The 25,775-nt window shown below is 71.2% G+C and carries 23 protein-coding genes; 15 read left to right on the top strand and 8 right to left on the bottom strand.

The window, feature by feature from the left end; all coding sequences use genetic code 11:
• Nucleotides 1-68 precede the first annotated feature (68 nt).
• From yajC to ABZE72_RS02755, 5 genes are all read left to right on the top strand, one after another.
• A complete protein-coding gene (gene yajC, locus ABZE72_RS02775) occupies nt 69-359 on the top strand; it encodes a preprotein translocase subunit YajC (protein WP_372727492.1) in 291 nt (96 codons plus the stop codon).
• A 1-nt stretch (nt 360) separates the two neighbouring features.
• On the top strand, nt 361-1,995 hold the full coding sequence (secD, locus tag ABZE72_RS02770) for a protein translocase subunit SecD (RefSeq protein ID WP_372727491.1): 1,635 nt from the start codon (nt 361-363) through the stop codon (nt 1,993-1,995).
• Complete coding sequence (gene secF, locus ABZE72_RS02765) at nt 1,995-3,230, top strand: protein translocase subunit SecF (protein ID WP_372727490.1); 1,236 nt, start codon at nt 1,995-1,997, stop codon at nt 3,228-3,230. The genes secD and secF overlap by 1 nt, the downstream gene beginning before the upstream one ends.
• A complete protein-coding gene (locus ABZE72_RS02760; RefSeq protein ID WP_372727489.1) occupies nt 3,227-3,778 on the top strand; it encodes an adenine phosphoribosyltransferase in 552 nt (183 codons plus the stop codon). The genes secF and ABZE72_RS02760 overlap by 4 nt, the downstream gene beginning before the upstream one ends.
• 99 nt (nt 3,779-3,877) lie before the next feature.
• Nucleotides 3,878-6,109: a bifunctional (p)ppGpp synthetase/guanosine-3',5'-bis(diphosphate) 3'-pyrophosphohydrolase gene (locus ABZE72_RS02755; protein ID WP_372727511.1), complete on the top strand. Its 2,232-nt coding sequence runs from the start codon at nt 3,878-3,880 to the stop codon at nt 6,107-6,109.
• A gap of 124 nt (nt 6,110-6,233) precedes the next feature.
• Here the strand turns inward: ABZE72_RS02755 and ABZE72_RS02750 are convergent, their stop codons facing one another.
• Together ABZE72_RS02750 and ABZE72_RS02745 are read right to left on the bottom strand one after the other, a co-directional pair.
• Nucleotides 6,234-8,333: a 3-hydroxyacyl-CoA dehydrogenase NAD-binding domain-containing protein gene (locus ABZE72_RS02750; RefSeq protein WP_372727488.1), complete on the bottom strand. Its 2,100-nt coding sequence runs from the start codon at nt 8,331-8,333 to the stop codon at nt 6,234-6,236.
• Entirely contained in the window at nt 8,333-9,541 is a 1,209-nt protein-coding gene (locus ABZE72_RS02745; protein WP_372727487.1) for an acetyl-CoA C-acyltransferase, read from the bottom strand. The genes ABZE72_RS02750 and ABZE72_RS02745 overlap by 1 nt, the downstream gene beginning before the upstream one ends.
• 229 nt (nt 9,542-9,770) lie before the next feature.
• On the opposite strand from ABZE72_RS02745, the gene ABZE72_RS02740 reads away from it, so the two are divergent.
• Entirely contained in the window at nt 9,771-10,736 is a 966-nt protein-coding gene (locus ABZE72_RS02740) for a PAC2 family protein (RefSeq protein WP_372727486.1), read from the top strand.
• 56 nt (nt 10,737-10,792) lie between these two features.
• Nucleotides 10,793-11,644, top strand: coding sequence for an acyl-CoA thioesterase (locus ABZE72_RS02735; protein WP_372727485.1), 852 nt, complete (start codon nt 10,793-10,795; stop codon nt 11,642-11,644).
• Nucleotides 11,645-11,671: 27 nt separating this feature from the next.
• On the opposite strand, the gene ABZE72_RS02730 is transcribed toward ABZE72_RS02735, so the two are convergent.
• The gene (locus tag ABZE72_RS02730) at nt 11,672-12,577 is read right to left on the bottom strand and encodes a MaoC family dehydratase (RefSeq protein WP_372727510.1); all 906 of its coding nucleotides are present in this window, start codon (nt 12,575-12,577) and stop codon (nt 11,672-11,674) included.
• Nucleotides 12,577-13,911, bottom strand: coding sequence for a 3-oxoacyl-ACP reductase (locus ABZE72_RS02725; RefSeq protein WP_372727484.1), 1,335 nt, complete (start codon nt 13,909-13,911; stop codon nt 12,577-12,579). Before ABZE72_RS02725 ends, ABZE72_RS02730 begins: the two co-directional genes overlap by 1 nt.
• A 136-nt stretch (nt 13,912-14,047) precedes the next feature.
• On the opposite strand from ABZE72_RS02725, the gene ABZE72_RS02720 reads away from it, so the two are divergent.
• Together ABZE72_RS02720 and ABZE72_RS02715 are read left to right on the top strand one after the other, a co-directional pair.
• Complete coding sequence (locus ABZE72_RS02720) at nt 14,048-15,331, top strand: acetyl-CoA C-acetyltransferase (protein ID WP_372727483.1); 1,284 nt, start codon at nt 14,048-14,050, stop codon at nt 15,329-15,331.
• A gap of 69 nt (nt 15,332-15,400) precedes the next feature.
• Nucleotides 15,401-16,957, top strand: coding sequence for a protein kinase (locus ABZE72_RS02715; RefSeq protein ID WP_372727482.1), 1,557 nt, complete (start codon nt 15,401-15,403; stop codon nt 16,955-16,957).
• 34 nt (nt 16,958-16,991) lie between these two features.
• Here ABZE72_RS02715 and ABZE72_RS02710 read toward each other — a convergent pair whose 3' ends face one another.
• From ABZE72_RS02710 to ABZE72_RS02700, 3 genes are all read right to left on the bottom strand, one after another.
• A complete protein-coding gene (locus ABZE72_RS02710; protein ID WP_372727481.1) occupies nt 16,992-17,690 on the bottom strand; it encodes a TetR/AcrR family transcriptional regulator in 699 nt (232 codons plus the stop codon).
• Nucleotides 17,691-17,736: 46 nt separating this feature from the next.
• Complete coding sequence (locus ABZE72_RS02705; RefSeq protein WP_372727480.1) at nt 17,737-18,084, bottom strand: hypothetical protein; 348 nt, start codon at nt 18,082-18,084, stop codon at nt 17,737-17,739.
• A gap of 61 nt (nt 18,085-18,145) precedes the next feature.
• Complete coding sequence (locus ABZE72_RS02700) at nt 18,146-19,657, bottom strand: ATP-dependent DNA ligase (RefSeq protein WP_372727479.1); 1,512 nt, start codon at nt 19,655-19,657, stop codon at nt 18,146-18,148.
• A 52-nt stretch (nt 19,658-19,709) separates the two neighbouring features.
• On the opposite strand from ABZE72_RS02700, the gene ABZE72_RS02695 reads away from it, so the two are divergent.
• From ABZE72_RS02695 to ABZE72_RS02675, 5 genes are read left to right on the top strand one after another with little or no spacing between them, the layout of a single operon-like run.
• The gene (locus ABZE72_RS02695) at nt 19,710-20,291 is read left to right on the top strand and encodes a TetR/AcrR family transcriptional regulator (RefSeq protein ID WP_372727478.1); all 582 of its coding nucleotides are present in this window, start codon (nt 19,710-19,712) and stop codon (nt 20,289-20,291) included.
• Entirely contained in the window at nt 20,288-21,505 is a 1,218-nt protein-coding gene (locus ABZE72_RS02690; RefSeq protein ID WP_372727477.1) for a cytochrome P450, read from the top strand. Before ABZE72_RS02695 ends, ABZE72_RS02690 begins: the two co-directional genes overlap by 4 nt.
• Nucleotides 21,502-22,974, top strand: coding sequence for an aldehyde dehydrogenase (locus ABZE72_RS02685; protein WP_372727476.1), 1,473 nt, complete (start codon nt 21,502-21,504; stop codon nt 22,972-22,974). The genes ABZE72_RS02690 and ABZE72_RS02685 overlap by 4 nt, the downstream gene beginning before the upstream one ends.
• On the top strand, nt 22,971-23,855 hold the full coding sequence (locus tag ABZE72_RS02680) for an NAD(P)-dependent oxidoreductase (RefSeq protein ID WP_372727475.1): 885 nt from the start codon (nt 22,971-22,973) through the stop codon (nt 23,853-23,855). The genes ABZE72_RS02685 and ABZE72_RS02680 overlap by 4 nt, the downstream gene beginning before the upstream one ends.
• A complete protein-coding gene (locus ABZE72_RS02675) occupies nt 23,852-24,226 on the top strand; it encodes a carboxymuconolactone decarboxylase family protein (protein ID WP_372727474.1) in 375 nt (124 codons plus the stop codon). Before ABZE72_RS02680 ends, ABZE72_RS02675 begins: the two co-directional genes overlap by 4 nt.
• A gap of 12 nt (nt 24,227-24,238) precedes the next feature.
• Here ABZE72_RS02675 and ABZE72_RS02670 read toward each other — a convergent pair whose 3' ends face one another.
• Nucleotides 24,239-25,024: an enoyl-CoA hydratase/isomerase family protein gene (locus ABZE72_RS02670; protein WP_372727473.1), complete on the bottom strand. Its 786-nt coding sequence runs from the start codon at nt 25,022-25,024 to the stop codon at nt 24,239-24,241.
• Nucleotides 25,025-25,088: 64 nt separating this feature from the next.
• Here ABZE72_RS02670 and ABZE72_RS02665 point away from each other — a divergent pair.
• The coding region (locus ABZE72_RS02665) for a DNA-3-methyladenine glycosylase (RefSeq protein WP_372727472.1) at nt 25,089-25,775 on the top strand (687 nt) is incomplete at its 3' end.

Genomic DNA, 25,775 nt, shown 5'->3' with positions numbered 1-25,775 from the left:
CACGGTTACACTTGCCCGTCGGTCGGCCTTCCGACCAGACATCCCCTTCACGCTCGAGAGGTATTGCCGTGCCGGAGCTCGTCTCCCTGCTGCCCCTGGTGGGTATCGCGCTGTTGTTCTGGGTCCTCATCATCCGACCCGCGTCGAAGCGCCAGAAGGAGCTCGCGCGCATGCAGTCGGCGCTGAGCACCGGCGACCAGGTCATGCTGACCTCGGGTGTGTACGGCGTCCTGCGCGAAGCCGCCGACGACCACGTCATGGTCGAGGTCGCGCCCGGCGTCTCCATCAAGGTCGCCCGTGGCGCCATCGGCTCCGTCGTCGCGTCCAGCTCGTTGCCGGGTGAGCCGGAGGAGAACTGACGTGGCGGCCCGGGGAGCGCGGCCCGGCCGCACCCTGATCGCCTTCTTCGTCGTCCTGGCCATCTCCTACGGCCTCGTGGCCATCGGTGGATCGTGGAAGCCCGAGCTCGGGCTGGACCTCCAGGGTGGCACCCGGATCACCCTGATCGCCAAGGACAGTCCGACCCCGGAGAGCCTCACCGAGGCGGCCGACATCATCGATCAGCGGGTGAACGGCTCCGGTGTCTCCGAGGCCGAGGTGACCACGCAGGGCAACCGCTTCGTCGTGGTCGAGATCCCCGGCAAGAGCCGACGCGACCTGGTCGACACCGTGAAGCGTCAGGCGCAGCTGCGGTTCCGTCTGGTGGCCTGCAGCACGCTCAGGCCGTGCGGCGACTCCTCGATCAGCCCCGGTGAGTCCCCGGGCGGCGTGACCGTGCCGGGCGTGCAGAACTCGCCCTCCCCGAAGAGCCGCGCGCCGTTCTCCACGGTCCACAAGAACGCGGAGCCCAGCTCGGAGCCCGGCGCCGAGCCGTCCGACGCACCGTCGCAGGCGCCCGCCGAGAGCCCCTTCGGCGACCCGCTGACCTGGATGAACAACCCCAGCCCGGCGTGGGTGAAGGCCTTCAATGCGTTCTCCTGCCCCTCCGACGGCAGCCTGCCGCTGGTCGACGACAACGCCGACAAGCCGCTGATCACCTGCGACGACCAGGGCGTCAAGTACCTGCTCACCACGGCGATGATCGAGGGCACCGAGCTGAAGCGTGCCGAGGCCGTGGTCCCCGACCAGCAGGTCAGCTGGGTGGTCTCGCTCGCCTTCGACCGTGCGGGCACCAAGAAGTTCACCGAGATCTCGCGGGCGCTCTTCGGCACCCAGGACCAGTTCGCGGTGGTGCTCGACGGTCAGGTCCTGTCCGCGCCCACCATGAACGGCCTGATCACCAACGGTGAGGCCCAGATCTCCGGCGAGTTCACCGAGGCGAGCGCCTCGAGCCTCGCCACCAGCCTGAAGTTCGGCGCCCTGCCGATCGCCTTCGAGAAGGACCCGCCGGTCGAGACGGTCGGGCCCTCGCTCGCCGGCGACCAGCTCCGGGCCGGCATCACCGCAGGTCTCGCAGGTCTGATCCTGGTGATGATCTACTGCCTCTTCTACTACCGCGGGCTGGGCGTGGTCGTCATCGTCTCGCTGATCGTGGCGGCGGCGCTGACCTACTCCATGGTCCTGCTGCTCAGCGCCACGGCCGGCTTCACGCTCTCGCTGCCCGGTATCGCCGGTCTGATCGTGGCGGTGGGTATCACCGCGGACTCGTTCATCGTCTTCTTCGAACGGATCCGCGACGAGATGCGCGACGGCAAGTCGATGCGGGTCGCCGTCGAGTCCGGGTGGATCCGGGCGCGCAACACCTGCCTGGCGGCCGACACGGTCTCGCTGCTCGCGGCCACCGTGCTCTACATCTTCGCGGCCGGCGTCGTGAAGGGCTTCGCGTTCGCGCTCGGCCTGTCCACGATCATCGACCTGGCGGTCTTCTTCTGGTTCACCCACCCGATGGTGTCGTGGCTGGCCCGGTTCTCCTTCTTCAACAAGGGCCACAAGTACTCCGGCCTCGACGCCGGCAACCTCGGTACCGACCGAGTTCCCGTGGGAGGGACCGCCTGATGGGCAAGTTCTCACGTCTCGGCAACGACCTCTACAACGGTCGCCGCTCGATCGACTTCGTGGGGCGCAAGTGGCTCTGGTACGCCATGTCGGCGGTGATCGTGCTGGTCGCGGTCGCCGGGCTCACCGTCAAGGGCCTGAACATGGGCATCGAGTTCACCGGTGGCGCGCAGTACCGCGTCCAGCTCAACCCCAGCCAGGTCACCCAGTCCACCGCTGACGAGTTGCGCCGGGCCGTCGCCGGCACCGGGGTCGAGAACGCCTCGGCGCCCGTGGTCACCACGGCCGGCTCCGACGCGATCCTGGTGCAGACCGAGCCCCTCGACGGCCCCGAGAGCGCGGCCGTCGTCGACGCGATCGTGGCCACCACCGGGATCGACCCGGCCGCCCAGCTCTCCCAGTCCGAGATCGGCGCCAGCTGGGGCAAGGAGGTGGCGAAGCGCTCGCTGACCGGGCTCGTCGTCTTCCTGGTCCTCGTCTCGCTCTTCATCTGGGCCTACTTCCGCCAGTGGAAGATGTCGGTCGCGGCGATCGTCGCCCTGGCCCACGACGTCGTGATCACCATCGGCATCTATGCCCTCTCGGGCTTCGACGTCAGCCCGGCCACCGTGACCGGTGTGCTGACCATCCTCGGCTTCTCGCTGTACGACACGGTGGTGGTCTTCGACAAGGTCCGGGAGAACACCCGGAACCTGCGCGAGACCAAGCGGACCTACGCCGAGCAGGCCAACCTCGCGGTCAACCAGACGCTGGTGCGCTCGATCAACACCTCGCTGGTGGCGCTGCTGCCCGTGGGCGCGATCCTGTACGTCGGTGCCGTCCAGCTCGGCAGCGGTTCGCTCAAGGACCTCGCGCTGGCCCTCTTCGTCGGGATGGCGGCCGGTGCCTACTCCTCGATCTTCATCGCGACCCCGCTGCTGGTGCAGCTCAAGTCCAACGAGAATGAGATCGTGCTCGCCGAGCGGCGGGCCAAGGCGCGCCGTCGCAACGCCGCCGACGCCTACGCCACCGTCCCCGCCTTCAGCGAGGACATGCCGATGCGCGCGAGCGATGACGGGGTGCCCGACGACGAGGCGCCGCGGCCGACGGTGGCCGCCGGGCGCGTCGTACGCGCCGACGGTGCGACGGGCCGCGGTCGGGTCGCTCCGCCGGCGCGTGGACCCGTCGGGCTCAGCGGGGCATCGGGCCGCCAGCAGCCCTCCCGCAAGACCCGCTCGAAGCGTGGCAAGAAGTGACCTCCGTGCGGGACGTCGCCCGCGAGGCGCTCGAGCGGCTCGTCGTCGACGTCGTCGACTTCCCCGAGCCCGGGGTGGTCTTCAAGGACATCACGCCGCTGCTCGCCGACCACACCGGCTTCACGTCCGTGATCGAGGCCCTGGCCGAGGCCGGCCGGGACGCCGCCGGCAACGTCGTGGTCGACAAGGTGGTCGGCATGGAGGCGCGTGGATTCATCCTGGGCGCGCCGGTCGCGTTGGCGCTCGGGGCCGGGTTCGTTCCGGTCCGCAAGGCCGGGAAGCTGCCGCGTGAGACGCACGCCGCGTCGTACTCGCTGGAGTACGGCGAGGCCACCCTCGAGCTGCACCGCGACGCCGTCCGACCGGGCGACCGGGTGCTGCTCGTCGACGACGTGCTCGCCACCGGGGGCACCGCCGAGGCCACCCGCCGACTCGTCGAGGAGTGCGGCGGGACGTGCCATGGCGTGACGGTGCTGATGGAGCTCGGCTTCCTCGCCGGACGCGACCGCGTGCCGGGTCTCGATGTCAGCACCCTGATGACGCTCTGACCGCCGATCGCCGCCCCCTAGACTGACGACGTGAGCGACGAGAGCACCGCCCCCGCCGCGGAGGACCTCGCGCCGGAGATCATCACGTCCGCGCGCAGCATGCGCGCGCGCCTGGCCCGGATGGGCACCCGGAGCCAGCCGGGCCACCCCGTGCTCGAGCCGCTGTTCCGGGCCGTGCGGGCCAACCACCCCAAGGCCGACCTCGCGTTCCTCGAGCGGGCCTACGTCACCGCCGAGAAGATGCACGGCACCCAGATGCGCAAGAGCGGTGACCCCTACATCACCCACCCGCTCGCCGTGACCACGATCCTGGCCGACATCGGGATGACCGAGCCGACGCTGGCCGCGGCGCTCCTGCACGACACGGTCGAGGACACGCCGTACACCCTGGAGCAGCTGCGGGTGGACTTCGGCGACGAGGTGGCGCAGCTCGTCGACGGTGTCACCAAGCTCGACAAGGTGAAGTACGGCGACTCGGCGCAGGCCGAGACGATCCGCAAGATGATCGTGGCGATGTCGCGCGACATCCGGGTGCTGGTGATCAAGCTCGCCGACCGCCTGCACAACATGCGCACGCTGCGCTACGTCAAGCAGGAGACCCAGGAGCGGGTCGCCCGGGAGACCCTCGACATCTACGCCCCGCTCGCGCACCGCCTCGGCATGAACACCCTCAAGTGGGAGCTCGAGGACCTCGCCTTCGCCACGCTGCACCCCAAGATCTACGACGAGATCGTGCGGCTCGTCGCCGAGCGTGCCCCCTCGCGCGACCAGTTCCTGGCCGAGGTGATCAAGCAGGTCGACGCCGACCTGCGCGAGGCCAAGGTCAAGGCGACCGTGACCGGTCGGCCCAAGCACTACTACTCGATCTACCAGAAGATGATCGTCGGGGGCCGTGACTTCTCCGACATCTACGACCTGGTCGGCATCCGGGTGCTGGTAGAGGAGGACCGGGACTGCTACTCGGTGCTCGGTGTCCTGCACTCGCGCTGGAACCCGGTCCTGGGCCGCTTCAAGGACTACGTCGCGATGCCCAAGTTCAACATGTACCAGTCGCTGCACACCACCGTGATCGGTCCGCAGGGCAAGCCGGTCGAGCTGCAGATCCGGACCTACGCCATGCACCGCCGCGCGGAGTACGGCGTTGCGGCGCACTGGAAGTACAAGGAGGACGGCCGCGCGGGTGTGGACACCGAGCGCTCCGGCGACCTCGACGACATGACCTGGGTGCGCCAGCTGCTGGACTGGCAGAGCGAGGTCGAGGACCCGGGCGAGTTCCTGGAGTCGTTGCGCTTCGAGATCAACCGGGCCGAGGTCTACGTCTTCACCCCGCGCGGTGACGTGATCGCGCTGCCGACCGGGGCCACGCCGGTCGACTTCGCCTATGCCGTGCACACCGAGGTCGGGCACCACACCATCGGGGCCCGGGTCAACGGCCGGCTCGTGCCGCTGGAGTCGACGCTCGACAACGGCGACGTCGTCGAGGTCTTCACCTCGAAGGCCGCGACGGCTGCCCCCTCGCGTGACTGGCTGACGTTCGTGAAGTCACCCCGCGCCCGCTCCAAGATCCGCCAGTGGTTCACCAAGGAGCGGCGCGAGGAGGCGATCGAGCACGGCAAGGACGCGATCGCCCGGCTGATGCGCAAGGAGGGGCTGCCGCTCAAGCGGCTGCTCTCGCACGAGTCCTTGATGCTCGCCGCGATGCACTTCAAGCTCGCTGACGTCTCCGCGCTGTACGCGGCGGTGGGAGAGGGCAACCTCAGCGCCCAGGCCGTCGTACGACGGGTGATCGATCTGCACGGCGGCAACGACGGCGCCGCCGAGGACCTCTCCGAGGGCGTCACGATCACCGGTCGGCGGGGACGCTCGAAGGCGCCGACCGGCGGCGACGCCGGCGTGATCGTCAAGGGTGCGCCGGACGTCTGGGTGAAGCTCGCCAAGTGCTGCACGCCGGTCCCGCCGGATGCGATCCTCGGCTTCGTCACCAAGGGCGGCGGGGTCTCGGTGCACCGTCAGGACTGCACCAACGCCTCGAGTCTGGAGTCGCAGCCCGAGCGGTTGCTCGAGGTCGAGTGGGCGCCCACCGGCACCTCGACGTTCCTGGTGAACATCCAGGTCGAGGCGTTGGACCGGGCGCGGCTGCTCTCCGACATCACGATGGTGCTCTCGGACGCGCACGTGAACATCCTGAGCGCCAGCCTCTCCACCACGCGTGACCGGGTCGCCAAGAGCCGCTTCACGTTCGAGATGGCCGAGGCCAAGCACCTCGACAACGTGCTGCGCGCCGTACGGTCCGTGCCGGGGGTCTTCGACGCCTACCGCGTCACCCAGTAACGCCCCACCCCGCGCTGACCTGCCACTTGTGGTTGCCCAAATGCCGCTGACCTGCCACTTGTGGTTGCTGTGAGGCAACCAGAAGTGGCAGGTCAGCGGGTGGAGCGCAACCAGAACTGGCAGGTCAGTGGAACTTCTTGCCGCTGACCTTCTCGCCGAAGCCCTCGCGGTCGAGCAGCATGGTGAGGCCGCCGTTCCAGAACGAGAAGCCCGCACCGGTGATCATCGCCAGGTCGAGGTCCTCGGGGGCGCCGACGACGCCCTCGTCGAGCATCAGGCGGGCCTCCTCGGCGAGTCCGGCCAGGGTGCGCTCGCGCACCTCGGCAGCGTCCAGGACCACCGGGTTCTCCGGCTTCTCCTGCAGCTCGGCGACCTCGGGGTCGATCCCGCCGTCAGGTCCGTAGTACGACGACTTGCCGGCCGCGACGACCCGACCCAGGGCGGGGGAGACGTAGAACCGGTCCGGGAAGGCCCGGTGCAGCGACTCGTTGTTGTGCAGCGCGATGGCCGGACCGACCAGCGACATCAGCATGAACGGCGGCATCGGTACGACGCCGGCGAAGGCGCCGTCGGCGACCGGCACCGGGGTGCCCTCGTCGACGATCTTGCCGACCTCGCCCATGAACCGGCCCAGGAGCCGGTTCACGATGAAGGACGGGCTGTCCTTGACCAGGATGGTGGTCTTCTTCAACGCCTTGCCGGTGGCGAACGCCGTGGCCAGCGCGGCGTCGTCGGTCTGCTCGCCCTTGACGATCTCGAGCAGCGGCATGACGGCGACCGGGTTGAAGAAGTGGAAGCCGACGACCCGCTCGGGGTGCTCGAGGTCGGCGGCCATCTCGGTGATCGACAGCGACGAGGTGTTCGTGGCGAGCACGCACTCGGGCGAGACCGCCTTCTCGACGTCCGCGAAGACCTGCTTCTTGACCGACATCTCCTCGAAGACGGCCTCGATGACGAAGTCGGCGTCCGCGAAGACGTCGGACTTGTCGATCGAGCCGGTGACGAGGCCCTTGAACCGGTTGGCGCCGTCCTGGTTGATCCGGCCCTTGCCGAGCAGCTTGTCGATTTCGGCGTGCACGTAGCCGACGCCCTTGTCGACGCGCTCCTGGTCGAGGTCGGTCAGCACGACCGGCACCTCGAGGCGGCGCACGAAGAGCAGCGCGAGCTGGCTGGCCATCAGGCCGGCGCCCACGATGCCCACCTTGGTGACCGGGCGGGCCAGCGACTTGTCCGGCGCACCGGCGGGGCGCTTGGCCCGCTTCTGCACCAGGTCGAAGGCGTACAGGCTGGCGATCAGCTCGGGCGTCTTCGACATGTCCTCGAGGGCGTCGTCCTCGGCGGCGAAGCCCTCGTCACGGTTGGCGGTCTTCGCCATCGCGATCAGCTCCACCGCACGGGCGGCGGCCGGGCTGGCGCCACCGGTGCGGGCCTTGGCCACCGCGGCGCCCTTGGCGACCGCCGCGTCCCAGGCGTCGCCACGGTCGATCTCGGGACGCTCGACGGTGACGGATCCGGTCAGCACGTCGGCGGCCCAGAGCAGGGACTGCTCCAGGAAGTCGGCGCCGGAGAAGCACGCGTCCGCCAGGCCGAACTCGTACGCCGCCTTTCCGCTGAGCGTCTTGCCGTTGTTGAGCGGGTTCTCGAGGATCAGCGTGACGGCCTTCTCCGGACCGACCAGGTTCGGCACCAGGTAGGCGCCGCCCCAGCCGGGGATCAGGCCGAGCATGACCTCGGGCAGGCCGAGGGCCGGCGCCGAGTCCATCACGGTGCGGTACGTGCAGTGCAGCGCGACCTCGAGGCCGCCGCCGAGGGCCAGGCCGTTGATCAGGCCGAACGACGGCTTGCCACCGTCCTGGAGCTTGCGGAAGACCGCGTGGCCGAGCTCACCGATGACGCGTACGCCGTCGGGGCCGCCGCCGGCGATGCTGGTCAGGTCGGCACCGGCCGCCAGGATGAACGGCTTGCCGGTGACCCCGATCGCGGTGATCTCGTCGTCGGCGAGCGCGGCGTCGATCGCGGTGTTGAGCGCGATCAGCGAGCGCGGACCGAACGTGTTCGGGCGGGTGTGGTCCTGGCCGTTGTCCAGGGTGATCAGACCCATGACGCCGGCCGGCGACCCGTCGCGCGCGGTCAGGGTGACCTTGCGCATCGGCGCCTGGGTGACGACCTCGGCGTCGGAGGAGATCTCCTGCGCGCGGGCCAGCAGTTGGTCGATCGAGCTCATCAGGCAACCTCTCCGGTGTAGTGCGGGTTCTCCCAGATCACGGTGCCGCCCATGCCGATACCGACACACATGGTGACCAGGCCGTACTGGACGTCGGGGCGCTCCTCGAAGGAGGCCGCGAGCTGGGTCATCAGGCGCACGCCCGAGGAGGCCAGCGGGTGCCCCATGGCGATCGCGCCGCCGTAGGGGTTGACGCGGGCGTCGTCGTCGGCGATGCCGAAGTGCTCCAGGAAGGCGAGCACCTGCACGGCGAACGCCTCGTTGACCTCGAACGCGCCGATGTCGTCGATGGTGAGACCGGCCTGCTTGAGCGCCTTCTCGGTGGCCGGGATCGGCCCGGCACCCATCACCTCGGGCTCGACTCCCACGAACGAGTACGACACCAGTCGCATCTTGATCGGCAGGCCGAGGGCCTTGGCGGTCTCCTCGTCGGCGAGCAGCGCGGCGGTGGCGCCGTCGTTGATGCCGGCGGCGTTGCCCGCGGTCACCTTGCCGTGCGCGCGGAACGGCGTCTTCAGCCCGGCCAGCGACTCCAGGGTCGTGCCCGGACGCATCGGCTCGTCGGTGGTCGCCAGGCCCCAGCCCTGCTCGGCCGAGCGGGTGGCGACGGGGACCAGGTCGGGCTGGATCTTGCCGGCGGCGTACGCCGCGGCGGTCTTGTCCTGCGAGCGGACGGCGTAGGCGTCGACACGCTCCTTGGTGATCGACGGGTAACGGTCGTGCAGGTTCTCGGCCGTCTTGCCCATGACCAGCGCGTCGGGGTTGACGATGCGCTCGGACATGATCCGCGGGTTCGGGTCGACGCCCTCACCCATGGGGTGACGGCCCATGTGCTCGACACCGCCGGCGATGGCGACGTCGTAGGAGCCGAAGGCGATGCCGGAGGCGGTCGTGGTGACCGCGGTCATCGCGCCCGCGCACATCCGGTCGATGGCGAAGCCGGGCACGCTCTGCGGCAGGCCGGAGAGCAGCGCGGCCGTGCGGCCGATGGTGAGGCCCTGGTCGCCGATCTGGGTGGTGGCCGCGATGGCGACCTCGTCCACGCGCTCGGGGGGGAGGCTGGGGTTGCGACGCATCAGGTCGCGGATGCACTTGATGACCAGGTCATCGGCTCGGGTCTCGGCGTACTGGCCCTTGGCCTTGCCGAACGGGGTGCGGACGCCGTCGACGAAGACGACCTCTCGCAACTGGCGGGACGCTCTCGACACAGGGGTCTCCTCGCAGGGACGGGTCGGGGCAACGAACGTTGCGGGGGCCAATGTTACCCCGCGGTAACAAGATCTGCGCAAGGCCCTCGTTCCGGCGCGTCTGTGGTCGTCGTCACCACCCGGGCGCAGGCATGGTCCCCCCGCCCGGGGGAATATCGTGGGAGGTTCAGGTGCTGCCTCCGTGCGGGGTGACCAGACCGCCCGGCACATCCCCAGGAAAGGACCACCCGTGGCCAAGAAGTCCCGACTCGTGCACATCGTCGACGACGTGCCCGAGCTCGACGACGACGTGCGCCTCGTCGGTGGCCTCACCATGGTGGTGGTGCTCGACGGGTTCCTCGACGCCGGCAACGCCGCCGTGCGCGCCGCCCAGCACCTCGCCGATCTCGACGGTGGTGGCCGGGTGGTCGCGACCTTCGACGTCGACGAGCTGCATGACTACCGCGCCCGGCGTCCTCCGATGTCCTTCGTCCGCGACCACTACGCGGCGTACGACGCCCCGCGCCTGGTGGTCCGGTTGCTGCACGACACCGGCGGTTCGCCGTACCTGCTGTTGACCGGCCCCGAGCCCGACACCCGCTGGGAGGGGTTCGCCCGAGCCGTGCGCGAGGTGGTTCGCCGCTTCGGTGTGGACCGGGTGGTGAGCATGGGGGCGGTGCCGATGGCGGTGCCGCACACCCGGCCGATCGCGATCACGCCCCACGCCAACAACCCCGCCCTGGTCATCGGGGACAGCCCGTGGCGCGGTGAGCTCCGGATCCCCAGCAGTGCCCAGGCGCTCCTCGAGGTCCGGCTCGGCGAGTGGGGGCACGACGCGCTCGGCTTCGTGGCGCACATCCCGCACTACCTCGCCCAGCTCGACTACCCGAAGGCCTCGCACGCCCTGCTCGAGCATGTCGAGCGGGGTGGCCGGCTGACGGTCGACCTCTCCGGTCTCGCGGCCGAGGCGGAGGATCGCGAGGCCGAGATCGCCCACTACCTGGCGGCGAACTCCGAGGTCGGCGACGTCGTCACCGCCCTCGAGCGACAGTACGACGCCTTCGAGCGCGCCGAGGAGAGCGGCTCCGGCCTGTTGGCGGCCGACGAGCCGATCCCGACCGGGGAGGAGATCGGTCAGCAGTTCGAGCAGTTCCTGGCCGGCCTCGACGGCCCGAACGGCCCGGGCGATGCCGACGGCCCCGCCGACCACTCCTGACCCGACTCCTCACCCCCCTCCTCACCCACTGCTCCCTCGTCCCGAAAGGAAGGCCCGTGGCTGCCTCCGCGCACGATCTCGTCTCGCTCCTCGATCTCGAGGACCTCGACGTCGACCTGTTCCGCGGGCGCCAGGCCGACACCGACCGCCAGCGCGTCTTCGGTGGTCAGGTGGCTGCCCAGGCGTTGATCGCCGGCGTTCGCACCGTCGAGCCGGCGTACGGCGTGCACTCGCTGCACTCCTACTTCCTGCTGCCCGGCGACACGGCGGTGCCGATCATCTACGACGTGGAGCGGATCCGGGACGGGAAGTCCTTCGCGACCCGGCGCGTGGTGGCCCGCCAGCACGGCCGGCCGATCTACTACCTGACCGCGAGCTTCCAGCGCGAGCAGGCCGGACTCGAGCACCAGGACGTGATGCCCGACGTGCCCGGCCCGGAGCAGGGGGTCGACCTCGTCGACCTGATGCGCGCAGGCGGGGACGCCGACGCCGATGCCCTGGCGAAGGAGTGGGCCGGCCTCGAGGCTCGCCACCTGGGGACGTCGCGCCGAGGCCTGCCCGAGGACCCGGCCCACCCGGCTCGCGCCCGGATGTGGATCCGGATCAAGGACCGGCTCTCCGACGACCCGGTCGAACACCTGGCCGCGTTCACCTACGCCAGCGACATGAGCCTGCTGGGCGCCACGCTGGCCGCGCACGACGTGCGCCCGCCCAAGATCCAGATGGCCTCGCTGGACCACACGGTCTGGTTCCATCGGCCGTTCCGGGCCGACGAGTGGTGGCTCTACGACCAGGCCTCGCCCTCGGCGTCCGGCGGCCGCGGGCTCGCCCTGGGCCGGATCTTCACCCAGGACGGCACGCTGGTCGCCACCGTCGCCCAGGAGGGTCTGATCCGACCCGTGGCTTGACGCGAACGGTCTCCTGAGCGACCGCGCTCAGAGGGTCGACGTACGACCCGCCAGGTGCGGTGCGCCCGACTTCGGACTGCTCAGCGAGAACGCGTAACCGTCCTCGAGCGGTCGGCTGCCGAAGGCGACCGAGCCCGGTAGCAGGATCGGCTTCTTGAACGCGACGTCGATCCGGACCGCGTCGGGCAGCCGGTTCTCCAACGTGGCCAGGCAGCGAGCCTTGCTCCACATGCCGTGCGCGATGTGGCGCGGGAAGCCCAGCGCCTTCGCGGTCAACGGGTGGAGGTGGATCGGGTTGTGGTCGCCCGAGACCGCGGCGTAGCGACGACCGAGGTCGCCGGGCAGGCGCCACACCGAGCCGGTCGGCGCGGCCTCCGGGATCGTCGTACCGGCGGGAGCGGAGGCGTCGCCCTTGCCGATCCGCAGGAAGGTCGAGGTCTCCTCCCACACCAGCTCTCCGGCCGCGTGCACCTGCGAGACCAGGTCGAAGGCGCGTCCCTTGGCGTGCGGACGGACCTCACCGGGGCGCACCGTGACCTGCACCTTCTCGGTGGCCGAGAGCGGGCGGTGCTGGGTGATCGAGTTCTCCAGGTGCACGGTGCCGATCGCGGGGAACGGGAACGAGCTGTCCGTCATGATCGCCATGTGCAGGCCGAAGGCCAGCATGTGCGGGTAGGTGACCGGCACGACGTCCTTCGTCGGGAAGCCGCACACCTCGGCGTACGCCGCCACGTGGTCGGCGTCGATCGCCACGTCGTGCCGGGTCAGCGCGAGGTCGGGCATCGCCTTCCCGCTCCGGCGGATCCCCGGGAGCAGGTTGACGCCGGGCACCGCCGGCAGGGCGGCCTTCAGCAGCAGGGGGAGTGCGGCAGGAGCACCCTCGACGACGCGCGGTGCCGACGGTGCTGCCGGCGACTTCTTCGAGGCAGCCATCACGCCCCCAGCATCATCTGGCCGCAGACCCGTACGACGTTGCCGTTGACGGCGGTCGAACCGGGGTTGGCGTACCAGGCGATCGTCTCGGCGACGTCGACGGGCAGACCGCCCTGCGACATCGCGTTCAGCCGCTGGCCGACCTCACGGGTGGCGAACGGCACGGCGGCGGTCATCGCGGTGATGATGAAGCCGGGGGCGACGGCGTTGACGGTGATGCCGTCCTTCAGCTCGTCGGCCAGCGAGTCGACCAGGCCGATCACGCCGGCCTTGGAGGCGGCGTAGTTGGTCTGCCCGACGTTGCCGGCGATGCCGGCGATCGAGGCGACGCCGATGATCCGGCCGTTCTTGTTGATCACGCCCTGGTCGAGGAGCTCACGGGTGATCCGCTCGGGCGCGGTCAGGTTCACCGCGATCACGGAGTCCCAGCGGTCCTCCTTCATGTTCGCCAGCTTCTTGTCGCGGGTGATGCCGGCGTTGTGCACGACGACGTCCACGCCGCCGTGCTTCTCCTTGAGGTGGTGCGCGATGCGCTGCGGCGCGTCCTTGGCGGTGATGTCGAGCGTCAGGTGGTCGCCGTTGAGCTCCTTCATCAGCGCCTGCAGCTCGCTGGCCGCCTGGGGCACGTCGACGCCGACGACGGTCGCGCCGTCACGGTGCAGGACGCGGGCGATCTGCTCGCCGATGCCGCGGCTGGCGCCGGTGACCAGGGCGATCTTGCCGCCGAGCGGGCGCTGCCAGTCCTTGACCGCGACGGCCTTGGTGGTGCCGGTGGCGCCGATTCGGACGACCTGGCCGGAGACGTAGGCCGACTTGGGGGAGAGCAGGAAGGCCAGCGTCGAGGCGACCGCGCCCTCGGCGCCGTCGGCCACGTAGACCAGCTGCGAGGTGCCGCCGCGGCCGACCTCCTTGCCGAGGCTGCGGGTGAAGCCCTCCAGGGCGCGCTGGGCGACGCGCTCGCTGCCGCTGACCTGCTCGGGCGGCGTGCCCAGCACGACCAGGCGTGGGCAGGTGTCGAGGCTGCGCATCAGGGGGGTGAAGAAGTCGCGCAGGGCGCTGAGCTCGGCGGCGCTGGTGATCCCGGTCGCGTCGAAGACCAGGCCCTTGTAACGCTCGCCGTCGGCGGCGGCCTCGGTGGCGGAGATGCCGAGCAGGTCGAGGATGCCGGTCAACGACTCGGCGAGCCGGCCCCGGCCACCCACGACGACGGTGCCGTCGACGAGCGGCGCGCCCTCGACGTACCGCTCGAGCTTCATCGGGTTGGGGAGCCCGAGGTTCTTCACGAGGAGCTTGCCGAGGGGGGTGGCGGTGAAGCCCTGGTACTTGTCGCTCATCAGAAGTCAGATCCCTACTACGCAGAAGTGGCGCGAACCCGAGTCATGTAACTAGACGTGTAACTCGGAGTCCACATTTCGTGACGTGCCCCTCATTGGTTTCCCTGGGAGCACTCCAGAGGCAAGGATAGGAGCCATGCAATCCAAGACTCGTCGTGTCGCCATCGTGGGCGGCAACCGCATCCCGTTCGCCCGGTCCAACTCCGTCTACTCGACGGCCTCCAACCAGGACATGCTGACCGCCGCCCTGGACGGTCTGGTGGAGCGATTCGGTCTCGAGGGTGAGCGCGTCGGCGAGGTCGTCGCCGGCGCCGTCCTCAAGCACTCCCGTGACTTCAACCTGACCCGGGAGTCGGTGCTCGGCTCGAAGCTCGCCGCCGACACCCCGGCCACCGACATCCAGCAGGCCTGCGGCACTGGCCTGCAGGCCGCGATCCAGGTCGCCAACAAGATCGCACTCGGCCAGATCGAGGTCGGCATCGCCGGTGGCGTCGACACCACCTCGGACGCGCCGATCGCCGTGGGGGAGAACCTCCGCAAGATCCTGCTCGAGCTGAACCGCGCGAAGGACCTCAAGGGTCGCCTCGCCGCGCTCGCCAAGGTCCGCCCCGGCGACATCGTGCCCTCGATCCCGCAGAACGGCGAGCCCCGCACCGGGCTCGCGATGGGCGACCACGCGGCCCTGACCGCCCTGGAGTGGCAGATCTCCCGCGAGGAGCAGGACGCGCTGGCGGCAGCGTCCCACCAGAACCTGGCCAAGGCGTACGACGCCGGCTTCCTCGACGACCAGATCACGCCGTTCCGTGGCCTGGAGCGCGACCAGAACCTGCGCCCCGACTCCTCGGAGGAGAAGCTCGCCAAGCTCCGGCCGGTCTTCGGCAAGGGCGAGGCGGCAACGATGACGGCCGGCAACTCCACCCCGCTGACCGACGGTGCCTCCGTGGTCCTGCTGTGCTCCGAGGAGTGGGCCGAGGAGAAGGGCCTGCCGGTGCTCGCCTACCTGACGGCGTACGAGACGGCCGCCGTCGACTACGTGCACGGTGGTGAGGGCCTGCTGATGGCGCCGGCGTACGCGATGCCGCGGATGCTCGAGCGGGAGGGCCTGACCCTCCAGGACTTCGACTACTACGAGATCCACGAGGCCTTCGCCTCGCAGGTGCTCTCCACGCTCAAGGCCTGGGAGGACCCGGTCTTCTGCAAGGAGCGCCTGGGCCTCGACGCGCCGCTGGGCTCGATCGACCGGTCGAAGCTGAACGTCAACGGCTCCTCGCTCGCGGCCGGCCACCCGTTCGCCGCCACCGGTGGTCGGATCCTGAACGTGCTCGCCAAGCTGCTCGCCGAGAAGGGCTCCGGCCGCGGGGTCATCTCGCTGTGCGCTGCCGGTGGGCAGGGCGTCGTGGCGATCCTCGAGCGCCCCTGATCCGGACGTGATCTGAAACTCCCGGCCCGGTCGGCATCATTGCCGACTGGGCCGGGTAAGTCTGTCCCCGTGAGCGCTGATCACTCCGCCCTGTTCGCGGGCCGCTACCTCCTCGAGGAGGTGCTCGGCTCCGGCGGCACCGGGTCCGTGCGTCGGGGTCGGGACACCGTCCTGGACCGCCCGGTCGCGGTGAAGCTGCTTCGCTCGGGTGCGGCGAACGACGTGAACACCGCGCGACTGCGCAGCGAGGCCCAACTGGCCGGCTCGCTGCACCACCCCGGTATCGCGCAGGTCTTCGACTACGGCCAGGCCGTCCTCCCGGGCTCCTCGGACGAGCCCACGCCCTACATCGTGATGCAGCTGATCGAGGGCCCGTCGCTGGCGGCGGTGCTCCGGGACCGGCAGACGCTGCCGGTCGACGACGTGATGGCGCTCGTCGCCCAGGTCGCCGAAGCCCTGGCCGTGGCGCACGAGGCCGGGATCGTGCACCGCGACCTCAAGCCGGGCAACATCGTGATGTCGCCGACCGGGCTGCCGGTGCTGGTCGACTTCGGGATCGCCCGCGGTGTGGGCGGCGACCCGCTGACCATGACCGGCACGATCGTCGGCACCGTCGACTACCTCAGCCCCGAGCAGGCGGGCGGCGGCTCCGCGACACCGTCCTCGGACCTCTACGCCCTCGGGATGGTGGCCTACGAGGCGCTGACCGGGACGCGGCCGATGCGGCGCGAGAGCCACGTGGCGACGGCCCTGGCGCAGATCCAGGACGACGTCCCGCCGCTGGGGGACGACGTCGCGCCCGAGGTCGCTGCCCTCGTGATGCAGCTGGTCGAGAAGGACCCGGCGGCACGCCCTGCCAGCGCCGCGGAGGTCTCCGCGCGGGCGGCGACGCTCGCCGGCGTCCTCGGTGGCGATCGCTGGGCCCGCGTGACGGCGGGTTCGGGGACGCCCGCGGTGGGTCCCGCGACCGGTGCGACCACCCGGGTGGTCCCGGCCGCGGGTGCCAGGGGCCGGGGGATCTACGTCGGGGTCGCCGTCCTCGTCGCGGTGCTCGCTGCGGCCTTCTTCGTCGCTGCTCGCCCGGCCGTCGTGAAGGTCCCCGACGTGCGCGGGATGTCGCTGAAGGCCGCCAAGGCCGAGTTGCGTGCCCTGGACATCGCGGAGATCGAGCCCGACTACGTCGACGATCCGCGCTCGGCTCGGGGGACCGTGCTCTGGCAGGACCCGGCCCCCGGCGGACGTCTGGCCGACGGTTCCTCGGTGGTGCTCGAGGTGGCCTCGGGACGGATCCGGATGGCGGCGGACTCGGTGATGGGTCTGGACTACGAGAGCGCCGCCCAGGCCGTCGTGAAGCTGGGCCTGGTGCCGAGCCGGCGCGAGGTCGACCGGGACGGCGACCTCGGTGCGGTCGTTGCCGTCAGTCCGAGCGGACGGCTGCCGCTCGGCTCCACCGTCCTGCTGTCGGTGGCCGTGGCTCCCGAACCGTCGGCCGCGCCCGCCCGGACGAGCGGCGCCTCCAAGCCGTCGGCCGGCACGGGGAGCAAGGCAACCCGGGGTGGCAAGGCGAAGGGCAAGGCGAAGCGCGGGAAGTCGAAGCCGGCCAAGAGCAACGGCAAGCGGAAGTGACGCCCGGCGACGGTCGGGGGGGCGGTGGCCGCGGTCAGGACGAGGCGAGCGCCAGCGCCGAGGCGATCAGGTACTCCTTGACCTGGTCCGGCGAGATCTCCCCGACCGTCGGGATGCCGGGAGCCGCCTCGGTCACCAGGATGCCGACGCGGGCGAGTTGGAGTGCTCCCAGGCCGCTGGCATAGAGCGTGTTCGCCAGCAGGGTCGGGTCCGCCACGGTGAAGTCGCCGGCCTCGACGCCCTGCTCGATCGTCGAGACCAGGAGCGCCAGGCAGCCGGAGATGGCACGCCCGAGCCGGAAGAGCGCGCTCTCGGACATCTCGTCGAGGAGCTCGGGCCCGCTGCGGCGCATCAGGGTCTGGGCGCAGTCGATGAAGGCCGGGTGCGCCAGGCCGTAGTCCATGAAGGCGCCGATCACTGCGGTCAGTCGTTCGCGGGCGTCCGCATCGGTATCGCCTCCGGCCTCGGCAGCCTCGACCAGGTCGACCCGGAGTTCGTCGAGGTAGCCGACCAGGGTGAGCGCGAACAGCTCCTCCTTGCCGGTGAAGTGCCGGTAGACGATGGCCCGGTTGATGCCGACCGCCTTGGCGATGTCCTCGATCTGGGCGTCGCGGACGCCGCGCTCGTCGAAGAGGGCGCGCGTGGCCGCCAGGATGTCCTGCTCGCGGGCTCGCCGCCGGGCGGCCGCGGCAGAGCGTCGCCCGTCGGGCTCGACGGTTGCGGGGGTCGGCATCTGTCCATCGTAGGCCGGTGCAACGCAGAGTTGCACGCGTGTCCGCTCAGAACAGGTGGGCGCCGTACGACGAGCAGACCACCACCGCGAGCACGGCGCCGAGCAAGGCCCCGATGCGGATCGCCAGCCGGCGGCGCCCCGCCACCCCCCACGCCAGGACCGCTCCGAGCAGCGCCCCGGCCGCCACCCCGATGACCAGGAGGGGGGTGCCGCTGGTCATGGTGGCCAGCGCTTCCTCCGTGGGGTCCGAGCCCGGCAGCCACAGGGCGAGGGCCCCGACGACACCGGCTCCGCCGGCCAACAGCGACGCGATGAGGAGCCGGGCAGCCAGGGGGAGTCCGCCAGCGGCGGTCGCGGGGGCGGGCGCCAGGTCGACACCGGGTGTCGCTCGCACGTCGGTCACAGGGGTGGAACGAGGCGAGGGGCGTTCGCGTTACGTCGGACCGAACCGCTGGTCAGCCGAACCGCCGCACCCGCTCGATGGTGTCGGCCTCTTCCGGGCGCTTGTCGTCTCGGTAGCGGACGACTCTCGCGAAGCGCAGCGCCACGCCACCGGGGTAGCGGGTCGAGCGCTGGACGCCGTCGAACGCGACCTCGACCACCTGCTCGGGCCGAACGTGCACCACGTGGCCCTCGCGGTGGGTCTCCAGCTCGAGGAACCGCTCGGTCTGCCAGGTGAGCATCTCGTCGGTCATCCCCTTGAACGTCTTGCCCAGCATCACGAAGCCCCCGGTCTCCGGATCCCGGGCACCGAGGTGGATGTTCGAGAGCCAGCCCTGCCGACGGCCGCTGCCCCACTCGACGGCGAGCACCACCAGGTCGAGCGTGTGCACCGGCTTGACCTTGACCCAGCCCGAGCCGCGCCGACCGGCGGCGTACGGCGCGGCCAGGCTCTTCACCACGACGCCTTCGTGTCCTTCGGCCAGCACGCGGTCCAGGAACTCGCCGGCCTCGGCGTGGTCGTCGGTCACCAGGCGGGCCGCTCGGTGCTCGACAGGCACCAGCGCGTCGAGCGCGGCGATCCGTTCGTGAGCCGGCGCGTCCAGCAGGTCGCGACCGTCGAGGTGCAGCAGGTCGAAGAAGTACGGCGTGACGACCACGCGCTCGTCCGCGACCGACTGGCCGGTCCGGGACGCGGTGTCCTGGAAGGCGCGCGGTCGGCCCGTGGCGTCCAGCGCCAGGGCCTCCCCGTCGAGTACGAACCGGCTGGCGGGGAGCGCCCGCGCGAGCGCGACGACCTCCGGCAGGCGTTCGGTGATCAGGTCGAGGCTCCGGGTCGCGATCACGACGTCGTCACCGTCGCGGTGGACCTGGATCCGGATGCCGTCGAGCTTCGCGTCGATCGCGAGCGGCCCGGCACCGATCTTGGCCATCGCGGCCGCGAGGTCCGGGGCGCTACCGGCGAGCATCGGTTGGACGGGTCGCCCGACGGCGAGCCCGATCGCGGCCAGGCCTGCCTCGCCCTGCGTCAGCGCCCGGAGTGCGATCGCCGTGGTGGAGCCGGCCAGCATGGCGGCGCGCCGTACGGCGTCGAGGGGCACGCCTGCCGTCACGGCGAGGGCTTCCTGGACCAGGGCGTCCAGCGCCCCCTGGCGCACCTCGCCCAGGGCGACGCCGCGCAGCCACACCTGCTCGTCGGCAGTGGCGCGCTCGAAGAGCGCCCGGACCGCGGCAGCCCTCGCCGCCTGTGACCCCGACCCGGCGAGGGCGGCGATCGACTCGAACGCCTCGTGGACCTCGGCCACCCGGAGTGTGGGGGAGTCGGCCGCTGCCGGCAGCTCGCTGAGGCCCCGCCAGCCCAGGCCGGTCCGCCGCTGACGCAGGCTGCCGCCCAGGTAGGCGACGACCGTCTCGACCTCGGCGGGAGGCGTGGCCGCCAGCAGGGTCGCCAGGGCCGCGATCTTGGCCTTGCGGGACCGGGTCGCGGCGACGGCCGTGGAGGTGGCGACGAGATCGTGGAGCAGCACGAGACCATTCAACCCCTTGCCACCGACAGTGGGGCACGGATAGATTGGACAGGTGTCCAGTCAGTTGTCCAGTGCGCCACGTCAGGGCCTCAATGCCCGACAGGCCGAGACGGTGGAGAAGCTGCTCGCCGCCTGCGACGAGGAGTTGCGCGAGGTCGGCGTGGAGCCGCTGACGATCCGCACCGTGGCCCAGCGCGCCGGGGTCTCCTCCGCGACGGCGTACACCTACTTCGCCTCGAAGAACCACCTCTTCGCCGAGCTGTTCCGACGCCACCTGGCGCGACACCCCGCCCCGGCGCCCGACCCCGAGGCCGACGTGGTCGCCCGGCTGCTCGTGGTGACCCGGCAGATGGCGGTGATGCTCGCCGCCGCCCCGGAGCTGGCAGCCGCCTCCACCCAGGCCCTGCTCGGCAGCGACCCCGACGTGCAGCGGCTCCGGATCGAGATCGGATCGGAGTTCGCCCGCCGGTTCCGCGACGCCATCGGGGACCCGGCGGACCCGAGAGTGCTGGAGACGCTGGTCCTCGCCTTCTCCGGGGCGCTGCTCCAGGCGGGCATGGGCCTGTTGACGTACATCGAGATGGGCGAGCGGCTCGACACCGTCGTCGCCGTGATCATGGAGGGACACGCGTGAGCAGCACCGACATCACCGCCGGCCCGGTCGTCTACGACCCCTACGACTACGCGTTCCACGAGGACCCCTACCCGGTCTACGCGCGGCTGCGCAACGAGGAGCCCCTGCACCACAACGCCGAGCACGACTTCTGGGCGCTCTCGCGACACGAGGACGTCCAGCACGCGTTCCGGTCCGACGGGGTCTACTCCAGCGGGATGGGGGTCTCCCTGGACCAGAGCGCCTGGAGCCCGCATGCGCACCGGATGATGTCGTTCCTGGCGATGGACCCGCCACGCCAAACCCGGCTGCGCTCGCTGGTCTCCAAGGGCTTCACCCCCCGTCGGGTCCGCGAGCTCGAGCCGCAGGTCCAGCGCCTGACCGACCACTACCTCGACGCCGCCCTCGAGTCGGGGACGTTCGACTGGATCGCCGACGTTGCCGGACGCCTGCCGATGGACGTCATCTCCGAGCTGATGGGCGTGCCCGCGGCCGACCGCGACGAGGTACGGCGGCTGGCCGACACCGTGGTTCACCGCGAGGACGGCATGCGCGACGTACCGGCCGCCGGGGTGGAAGCGGCGCTGAGCCTGGTGGGCTACTACACCGAGATGATCGCCGAGCGTCGGCGCCGCCCGACCGACGACCTGACGAGCGCGTTGCTCGATGCCGACATCGAGGGCGACCGGATGAGTGACGAGGAGGTGATCGCCTTCCTCTTCCTGATGGTGGTGGCGGGCAACGAGACCACCACCAAGCTGCTCGGCAACGCCGCCTTCCACCTGACCAGGCACCCCGACCAGCTCGGTCAGGTGCTCGACGACCACCGCCTGGTCGTGCCGTGGATCGAGGAGACGCTGCGCTTCGACACCTCCACCCAGGCGCTGGCCCGACACCTGCTGGCGGACGTCGAGCTGCACGGCCGGGTCGCCCCGGCCGGCTCCAAGCTGCTGCTGGTGATCGGGGCGGCCAACCGGGACGAGCGGGTCTTCACCCGGCCCGACGAGTTCGACCTGCACCGGGACCGGTCCGAGCTGGCGAAGTCGCTCAGCTTCGGCGGCGGTCGACACTTCTGCCTCGGCGCCAGCCTGGCCCGCCTCGAGGCCCGGGTGGCGCTGGAGGAGCTGGTGCGACGCGTGGACCGGATCGAGGTCGACCACGAGCGGTCGATCCGGGTGCACTCCTCCAACGTGCGGGGCTTCGCCTCGATGCCGATGTCAGTCGGGTTGCGATGAGCCAGGACCTCAGGACGCCTGCGGCGCGCCAGCTCATCGACGGCCGGCTCGTCGGCGCGAGCGACGGTGCGACGTACCCGATCCTGAACCCGGCGACGGGTGCCGAGATCGGGCTCGCCCCCGACGGGACGGCCGCCGACCTGGAGGCCGCGATCACCGCGGCCCGCCGGGCCTTCGACCGGACCTCCTGGTCCACCGACCACGCGTTCCGGGTGCACTGCCTGCGTCAGCTGCACGAGGCCCTGGTCGAGCACGGTGAGTCCTTCCGGGCGCTGACCACCGCGGAGGCCGGCGCGCCGGCGTTCCTCACCGCCGGGCCGCAGTACGACGTACCCGTGGCGGCGCTCGGATGGGTGATCGACCTGGCCGAGGGCTACCCGTGGGAGACCGACCTCGGCGAGGCCGAGCCGATGGGCGTCCCGAGTCGACGGACGCTTCGCCGAGAGGCCGTCGGTGTCGTCGCTGCGATCACCCCGTGGAACTTCCCGAACCAGATCAACCTGGGCAAGATCGGCCCGGCGCTGGCCGCCGGCAACACCGTGGTGCTCAAGCCGGCGCCGGACACCCCGTGGGTCGCCGCCGAGCTCGGCCGGCTGGCCGCCGAGCACACCGACCTGCCCGCCGGCGTGCTGAACGTGGTGACGCCCCGCGACAACGCCGTGGCGAGCGTGCTGGCCAGCGACCCCCGCATCGACCTGGTCTCGTTCACCGGCTCGACCGCCACCGGGCGGGCGATCATGGCGGCGGCCGCGCCGACGTTGAAGAAGGTCTGCCTGGAGCTGGGCGGGAAGTCCGCGGCCGTCGTGCTGGACGACGCCGACCTCGCGGCGGCCGTGGGGACGGCTGCGTTCTCGGTCAGCCTGCACGCCGGCCAGGGTTGTGCGCTGACCACCCGGCTGCTCGTGCCACGCGCGCGGTACGACGAGGCGGTGCGGATCGCTGCCGACACGATGGCCGCGATCGGGGTCGGCGACCCGACCGATCCCGCCACCGTCTGCGGGCCGGTGATCTCCGCGGTCCAGCGTGACCGGATCCAGCGCTACCTCGACCTCGCCGTCGAGGAGGGCGGACGCATGGTCACCGGCGGCGGCCCACCCGCCGACCGTGTCGACGGCTTCTGGATCGAGCCGACCGTGATCGCCGGGCTCGACAACCGCTCGCGGGTGGCCCAGGAGGAGATCTTCGGTCCGGTGCTGGTCGTGATCGCGCACGACGGGGACGACGACGCGGTCCGGTTGGCCAACGAGTCGTCGTACGGGCTCTCGGGGTCGGTCGACTCCGGCGACCTGGCCCGCGCCAAGGCGGTCGCGGCCCGGATCCGCACCGGGACCCTCTCGGTCAACGGCGGCGTCTGGTACCACGCCGACGCCCCCTTCGGTGGCTACAAGCAGTCCGGCATCGGCCGGGAGATGGGCGTCGTCGGGTTCGAGGAGTACCTCGAGACCAAGCTCGTGGCGGAGCCGGCATGACGCGCGACCGGTACGTCGAGGGCGAGTCGACGCCGGTGGTCGGGTTCGTCGGGCTGGGGGCCGTCGGCAAGCCGATGGCCCTGCGGCTGGCGGACTGGCCCGGCGGTCTCGGGGTCTTCGACCTGGCGCCCGAGCCGCTGGCCGAGCTCGCCGCGGCCGGTGCGCGCGTCGCCGGGAGTGTCGCGGAGCTCGCCGCGGCCGTCGACGTGCTCTGCGTGATGGTGCGCGACGACGAGCAGGTGCGCAGCGTGGTCGACGAGATCCTGGAGAGCGCCCGCCCCGGGCTCATCGTGGCCGTCCACTCGACCGTTGCCCCCCACACGCCGGCCGCGCTGGCGGAGCTCGCGCTCGACGCCGACGTGCAGGTCGTCGACGCGCCGGTCAGCGGTGGCGCGATGGGTGCCGCGGCCGGGACGCTGGCGATCATGGTGGGCGGCTCGGAGGAGGCGTACGCCGCCTGCGCGGGTCCGTTCGCGCGGCTCGGCACTCGCGTGGTGCGTGCCGGCCCGACCGGCGCCGGCACCCGGATGAAGCTGGCCCGCAACCTGCTGCACTTCGTCTCGTTCACCGCCGTGACCGAGGCGCAGCGGCTGGCCGAGGCGGCCGGGCTCGACCTGGTCGAACTGGGCGCCGTCGTCCGCCACACCGACGCGATCACCGGGGGACCGGGCGCGATCATGCACCGCGACTCGACCGCTCCGCTGGCCGCCGACGACTTCTGGTTCGGGATCTTCGACCACGTCCGGGCGCTGGGGGAGAAGGACCTCTCCTTCGCCGTCGCCCTGGCCGAGGAGCTCGAGGTCGAGGTCCCGCTCGCCCGACTTGCCCTGGACCGCTTGGCCCCCGGGCTCGGTCTGCCCACCACTGAGGAGAAGAGATGAGCGACAAGTTCGACGGGCTGCCCGAGCAGCGACGCCGCGGCCTGGAGACGATGGAGAAGGTCTACGGCTTCGACATGTCCGACGGCGAGGGCGACTTCTTCGGCTACACCGTCGACCACCTCTTCGGCGACATCTGGAACCGTCCCGGCCTCTCCGACCGGGACCGGCGGCTGCTGCTGATCGGGATGCTGTCGGCCTCCGGACAGGCCGACGTGCTGGGCATCCAGATCCCCGCGGCGTACTCGCGGGGCGAGCTCGACGACGAGCAGCTGCGCGAGATCGTGATCTTCGCCAGCCACTACGTGGGCTGGCCGATGGGGGCGCGGCTCAACACCCTGGTCGAGGAGACGATCAGGAAGGGTCGGGACTGAGGCCGCGTCCCTTCACCAGCCCGCCGGAAGTCCGGTGAAGTCGGGGACGCGTCCCTCGGCGAAGGCGGTGAGCGCCTCGAGGTTGGCCGGTCCGCCCATCAGTTCGGCGAAGCAGGCGTTCTCCCGCTCGCGTGCGGCGTCGATCCCGGCCCGCAGCGGCTCGGTCATCGTGCGCTTCACCGCGACCAGGCTCGAGATCGGCTTGGCGGCCAGCACCTCGGCGTGGCGTCGGGCCGTCGGGATCAGGTCGTCGGGCTCGCAGACCTGCCAGACCAGCCCCATCTCGCGGGCCTGCTCGGGCCGGATCCACTCCGAGGACTGCAGCACCCAGGCCGCGTTCTGGCGACCGATCAGCAGGGGGAGCAGGTAGCTCGAGGCAGCCTCGGGGGCCACGCCCAGACTGGTGAAGGGGCACTTGAGCTTGGCGGCGGTCGACATGAACGCGAGGTCGGCGAAGCCCAGGATCGTGGTGCCGATGCCCAGGCCGACGCCGTTCACGGCACAGATCAGGGGCTTGGGGAAGGCGATCAGTGCGTCGAGCAGCCTCATGAATCCGTGCGTGCCGGCCTGGAAGTCGGGGTCGGTGGCCCGGGCGTGCATCTCCAGCAGGTCGGTGCCCGCGCTGAATCCACGCCCGTTGCCGGTGATCATCACCACGGCCACGCCCGGGTCCTCGGCGGCCGCGAGCAGCGCCTCGGCGGTCGCGTCGTACAGCTCCTCGTTGAAGGCGTTCAGTGCGTCGGGGCGGTCGAGGGTGAGGGTGCGGACCCGGTTCTCGTCGGCGATCTGGAGACTCATGGAGCAAGACTAGAACGTGTTGCAGATTTCCGCTGGTGTCGGTGCGGTCCGTTACCGTCGGGCCATGACCTCACCGGCCGGGCGTTCGCGCCTCTGGCGCCCTGACTGGCCGTGCCCGGCCGCCGGGATCCTGCGCCAGCAGCGGCACGGGGGAAGCGACCCGACGTACCGGATCGACGAGGCCGGCCGGCACTGGCGCGGGCTGCGCACCCCGGAAGGCGTCACCACGCTGATGGTGGAGCCGCGCCCCGAGTCGGCCGAGGTGTACGCCGAGGCCTGGGGCCCCGGCACCGACTGGATCCTCGACTCCGTGCCCGGCCTGCTGGGCGCCGACGACGACGTCTCCGGTTTCGAGCCGCGCCACCCGGTCCTGGTCGAGGCGTGGCGTCGCCACCCGCACCTGCGGATCGGTCGCAGCGGGCTGGTGATGGAGAAGCTGGTGCCGGCGATCATCGAGCAGAAGGTCACCGGCCAGGAGGCGTTCGCCGGCTTCCGGATGCTCGTGCACCGCTTCGGCGAGCGGGCGCCCGGTCCCGGGGCAGAGCGCAAGGTCTGGGTCGCGCCCTCGGCGGAGGTGCTGCGCACGATCCCGTCCTGGGAGTGGCTCCGAATGCACATCGACCCGGCCCGCTCACGCACGATCGTGACCGCGGCCCGGGTGGCGGACTCGCTCGAGCGTCTGATCGCGCTGCCGCCCGAGGAGGCCGAGACCAAGCTGCGTTCGCTGCCCGGGATCGGGGTGTGGACCTGT

Origin of the sequence: Nocardioides sp. (assembly GCF_041600255.1) — a bacterium.
In the GTDB taxonomy this organism is placed as follows: Bacteria; Actinomycetota; Actinomycetes; order Propionibacteriales; family Nocardioidaceae; genus Nocardioides.
This window is presented reverse-complemented; position numbering and strand designations above follow the sequence as displayed.

Excerpts from the sequence above, each read along its gene's own strand:
- ABZE72_RS02730 (WP_372727510.1), bottom strand. The coding sequence starts at position 12,577 with ATGGCTGCCTCGAAGAAGTCGCCGGCAGCACCGTCGGCACCGCGCGTC.
- ABZE72_RS02670 (WP_372727473.1), bottom strand. The coding sequence starts at position 25,024 with ATGAGTCTCCAGATCGCCGACGAGAACCGGGTCCGCACCCTCACCCTC.
- ABZE72_RS02725 (WP_372727484.1), bottom strand. The coding sequence starts at position 13,911 with ATGAGCGACAAGTACCAGGGCTTCACCGCCACCCCCCTCGGCAAGCTC.
- ABZE72_RS02755 (WP_372727511.1), top strand. The coding sequence starts at position 3,878 with ATGCGCGCGCGCCTGGCCCGGATGGGCACCCGGAGCCAGCCGGGCCAC.
- ABZE72_RS02675 (WP_372727474.1), top strand. The coding sequence starts at position 23,852 with ATGAGCGACAAGTTCGACGGGCTGCCCGAGCAGCGACGCCGCGGCCTG.
- ABZE72_RS02750 (WP_372727488.1), bottom strand. The coding sequence starts at position 8,333 with ATGAGCTCGATCGACCAACTGCTGGCCCGCGCGCAGGAGATCTCCTCC.
- ABZE72_RS02720 (WP_372727483.1), top strand. The coding sequence starts at position 14,048 with ATGCAATCCAAGACTCGTCGTGTCGCCATCGTGGGCGGCAACCGCATC.
- secF (WP_372727490.1), top strand. The coding sequence starts at position 1,995 with ATGGGCAAGTTCTCACGTCTCGGCAACGACCTCTACAACGGTCGCCGC.
- ABZE72_RS02710 (WP_372727481.1), bottom strand. The coding sequence starts at position 17,690 with ATGCCGACCCCCGCAACCGTCGAGCCCGACGGGCGACGCTCTGCCGCG.
- ABZE72_RS02680 (WP_372727475.1), top strand. The coding sequence starts at position 22,971 with ATGACGCGCGACCGGTACGTCGAGGGCGAGTCGACGCCGGTGGTCGGG.
- ABZE72_RS02685 (WP_372727476.1), top strand. The coding sequence starts at position 21,502 with ATGAGCCAGGACCTCAGGACGCCTGCGGCGCGCCAGCTCATCGACGGC.